Annotated in this window: 5 protein-coding genes; all 5 read right to left on the reverse strand. The window is 72.6% G+C overall.

The window, feature by feature from the left end; all coding sequences use genetic code 11:
- Positions 1-123 precede the first annotated feature (123 nt).
- The 5 genes from FV223_RS22050 to FV223_RS22070 all read right to left on the reverse strand — a co-directional run bounded on the left by FV223_RS22050 (position 124) and on the right by FV223_RS22070 (position 3,778).
- Entirely contained in the window at positions 124-504 is a 381-nt protein-coding gene (locus FV223_RS22050; RefSeq protein WP_147728998.1) for a hypothetical protein, read from the reverse strand.
- 327 nt (positions 505-831) lie between these two features.
- Positions 832-1,857, reverse strand: coding sequence for a TonB family protein (locus FV223_RS22055; protein ID WP_147728999.1), 1,026 nt, complete (start codon positions 1,855-1,857; stop codon positions 832-834).
- Between the two features lie 3 nt (positions 1,858-1,860).
- The gene (tolR, locus tag FV223_RS22060; protein ID WP_147729000.1) at positions 1,861-2,358 is read right to left on the reverse strand and encodes a protein TolR; all 498 of its coding nucleotides are present in this window, start codon (positions 2,356-2,358) and stop codon (positions 1,861-1,863) included.
- Positions 2,359-2,472: 114 nt separating this feature from the next.
- Positions 2,473-3,162, reverse strand: coding sequence for a MotA/TolQ/ExbB proton channel family protein (locus tag FV223_RS22065; protein WP_147729001.1), 690 nt, complete (start codon positions 3,160-3,162; stop codon positions 2,473-2,475).
- Between the two features lie 121 nt (positions 3,163-3,283).
- Positions 3,284-3,778: a Tat pathway signal protein gene (locus FV223_RS22070; RefSeq protein ID WP_187276209.1), complete on the reverse strand. Its 495-nt coding sequence runs from the start codon at positions 3,776-3,778 to the stop codon at positions 3,284-3,286.
- Between the last annotated feature and the right edge of the window lie 210 nt (positions 3,779-3,988).

Below are 3,988 nucleotides of genomic sequence, written 5' to 3' on the forward strand. Positions count from 1 at the left end.
AGCCCGCGCCGGCGGTGCGGCCGCCGGGGCGGGCTTGGCGGTGGTGGCCGCCTTGAAGGCGGCCTCGGCCGCCTGACGCGGATCGGTGATGCGGCGCGTGCGGTCGAAGGCCATGGTCGCGCCTCAGGCCTTCTTGGCGGCTTTGGCCGCATTCTTCTTCGCGGCCGCCTTCTCCGCCACGGCCTTGTCGGCCGCCTTGTCTGCGGCCTTCTCCGCCGCCTTGGCCTTCGCGGCGGCCGCCTTCGTCAGCGGCTTCACCTCGGCGGCCTTGGCCTGCGCGTCGGCGGCCTCCTTGGCGAGCCGCAGCGCCCGCAGGCGGACCGTGCGCTCGTCGACGGCCTTGATCGAGGCGATGTGCTCCGCCATGGCCTGGGCGCCCTCGCGCTGCATGCGCTCGGCCCGTTCCGCGCGCTCGGCCCGCTCCTCGGCCTTGTGCTTGGCTTCCTCTTCCGGCGTCCGGACTTCGTCCTCGGCGTCCGCGCCCGTATCGATCTCGTCGCTCATCATATTCCTTTCGTCCCGTCCGGGTCCCGTCACGACAAGGGCGCTCCACGCTCCGCAGGAGCGCGCCGTTGCGTCGGGATGGGCAGGCTCGGCGCAACCCGAGGACAGGTGGGCGGCCGGTTCGCATCGTCTCCGCCGATCCGCCGCGAACCCGTCGCGGCGTGCGGAACGAGTGATTGTGTAGCACGCCGGAGGCCCCGATGGCGAATGCCGCGGCCTGGTCGAAGGCAAGTCACGGCGACTTTTCCCGTGCAGCCGTAGCCTAACCTTCGACGAACGAACGTATGACCGCCGGCGGCACCTTCCCCCGGCGGCTCGGACGTCGGTTCAGCGCACGCGATAATTGAGCGGGATCGTCACCGACAGGCTCGACTGGGTCACGCCGGCGGGCGCCGCCGGCAGGCTCCCGCGCACGGCGCCGAGCGCCGCGCTGTCGATCTGGCTGACGCCGCTGCTGCGCGCGAGGCCGGCGCTCGTCACCTGGCCGGACCGCAGCACGGTGAAGCGCACCATCGCCGTGCCGCCGGCCGTGCCGCTCGCGGCACCGGGGTTCATCCGGCCATGGATCGCCGAGCTGATCGCCCCGGTCCATTGCCGCATGGCGCTCGGATCGCTCCCGGCCGAGGCCCGGCCCGACGCGTTCTCGCGGGAGGACGATGCGGAACTCCGGCTCTCCGCGCCCGCGCGGGCCTGGGCCTGCTTCGCCTTGGCCTCGCGGGCGGCCTTGGCCTTCGCCTCGCGGACCGCCTCCTTGCGCTCCTCGATGGCCTCGCGGCGGGCCTCCTCGAGCTCTTCCCGGCGCTTCTGCGCCCGGAGCTTCGCCTCACGCTCGGCCTTGAGCTTGGCGAGGTCGACCTTCGGCTTTTGCGGCTCGGCCGGCTTCTCGGGCTCCGGCGCCTGCGCGACCACCGGCGGCGGGGGCGCCAGCGGCTCGGCCTGCTCGGCCTGGGAGGTGATGATCTGGCTCTCGGGCTCGACCGCGACGGCGTCGGGCGGGACCTCCGCGACGGACGCGGGCGGCGGCGGCGCGACCACGGCCTCGTCGGGCTTCGCTTCGGCCACCTCCGGCGGCGGCTTGGTCGGCTCCGCCTCGGCCGGATCCTCGACCGGCTTGGTTTCCGGCGGAGCGGCTTCGCTCGCCTGCGTCTCGCTCGGCGCCTGCGTGTCCGCGTCGGTCATCAGCGGGGCGAGGTCGATCGAGATCTGCTGCTCGCCGGGGGGAGCCGGCGGGGTCAGCTTGAACAGGGCGAGGCCGGCCAGCGCGCCGAGATGCAGCACGAGCGCGACGAGGAAGGCGGGCACGAGCCCGGACGTGCGGGGTTCGGGAGCCCCGGTGTCGGCGATGACGGACATGGCTTACCGAGCCGCCCCGTTGGCCGCCCCACCTGCGGCCGCCGCCGGAGCCGCGCCGGGCGCGGCACCGCCGGGCGACTGGGCGATCAGCGAGACCTTGGTGAAGCCCGCCTGCCCGACGAGGCCCATCACTTCCATGATCTTGCCGTAGGGCACGTCCTTGTCGCCGCGGACCAGCATCACCTGGTCCTTGTTCTCGGCCGCCATGGCGCGGAGGCGCGGCATCAGCGTCTCGTTCGTGAAGATCTCCTTGGCGATCGACGGCTTGCCGTCCTTGTCGATCGTCACCTCGACCGGCTTCTGCGACTGCGCGACCTTGGCGGCCGAGGTCTTCGGCAGCTGCACCGGCACGCCCGTCGTCATCAGCGGCGCCGCGACCATGAAGATGATCAGCAGCACCAGCATGACGTCAACCATCGGCGTCACGTTGATCTCCGACATCGGTGCGGTGTCGAGATCGTCGTCGTCGGAACCGCTCGCGCGGATCGAACCCATCGCCATGCGGCGTCCTCCGGGATCGGCGGCCCGGCCCTCGAGGGCGGCCGCTGCGGGAATGGAAGGCCCGGCCGCCCTTCGTGGGGCCGGGCTCGCGCATCGTGAGATCGCTGGGGGGCGCTACTCGGCGGCGGCGCGGTGCTGGACGCCGCGGTCACGGGCGAGACGGTTGCCGAGCACGCCGATGCCAGAGACGAAGGTGCTCTGGATCCGCCCAACGTCGTTGGCGAGCTTGTTGTAGGCCATCACCGCCGGGATCGCGACGACGAGGCCGATCGCGGTGGCGAACAGCGCCTCGGCGATGCCCGGCGCCACCACGGCGAGCGAGGTGTCCTGGCTGCGGGCGATCGACGAGAACGAGTTCATGATGCCCCAGACCGTGCCGAACAGGCCGACGAACGGCGCCGTCGAGCCGGAGGTCGCCAGGAGCGCGAGGCCGTTCTGCAGGCGCTTGACCTCCAGCGTCAGCGCGGCGCGCATGGCCCGCTCGATCCGGTCGCGCCGCTCGGCGCGCGTCTCCGAGGCGTCCTGGTCGCGCCAGGCGTCGAGGGCCGCCTTCACCACGTGGCCGGCGATGCCCTTCATCCCGGTCTCGAGGTTGCCGCCCGAGCGCACCAGCGCATCGAACGCCTTGGCCTGCCGCCGGGCGGCTGCGAGCCGGACGATCTTCTCGAACACCACGGTCCAGCAGGCGAGGGAGGCGACCACCAGCAGGATCATCACCCCCTTCACGATCGGGTCGGCCTGCAGGAACAGGCCCACGAACGAGAAGTCGTGACCGGCGTCGATCGGGGCGGAAGTCGGATCCATTGCGGGTTCCCTCGGGTGTCATTCGGATGCGGCAACGGCCGCGGGCCGCCCGGCGGCGCGGGGCCGTCGGGCGGGTCGGTTCTCACGAGCTCTCGCCGGCGTGCCCGCCGGCGAGGTCGGCTCAGCGATCGAACGGGACGTTCGCCTTGGTCTCGGTCTCGGTGCGCTCCAGGCAGGATTCGCGGGTGGCGTCCCCGCCCTCGCAGGCGAGCACGTCGCTGAGCAGCACGCGGCTCAGCTTCGGGCACGCGATCCCGGGGAAGTTGAAGATCTTGACGGTGGTCTTGCGGGCAGGGATCGGGCCGAGCTCGGCGGCGACCCGCTTCTGCGCGATCCCGTCGGTGTCGAAGGCGAACAGGTCGAGCTTGTACGATTTCAGGGCCGTCCCACGGCTGTTGTCGACGACGATGGTCGCGCGGCACGAATCGTCGGCGGGCTCGAGCCGGTTAAGCTGGAGCTTGATCGGCGCGGCCTTGTCGGCGGATCCGGCGTCCTGCGCCGTCGCCGACACGACGAGCGAGGCCGTCAGCACGAGCGACAGCCCGGCGCTGGCCGCCGTGTCGAGCGCGAGGCGCCCGATCCGGCGCCGGTAGAGCGGGACGCCTCGCCCGAGCATCTGTTCAGCCATCGACTCGCTTTCCATCCTCCGCCCCGCGGCGGTCTCCCGGCGCCCTGCGCCGCATCGATCTCGTTCGCCCCGGAAGGATCCGGTCGGGTCCGGCTCCGTCCGGTCAGTGCAGGGCCGCACCAACCGGCCGGCGCTTCGAGGCCCCGAGACGCCCCGCGGCCTCGTCGATCGGCCCGACCGCCGCACGCAGCGCGGCGA

Source organism: Methylobacterium sp. WL116, from assembly GCF_008039455.1.
In the GTDB taxonomy this organism is placed as follows: Bacteria; Pseudomonadota; Alphaproteobacteria; order Rhizobiales; family Beijerinckiaceae; genus Methylobacterium.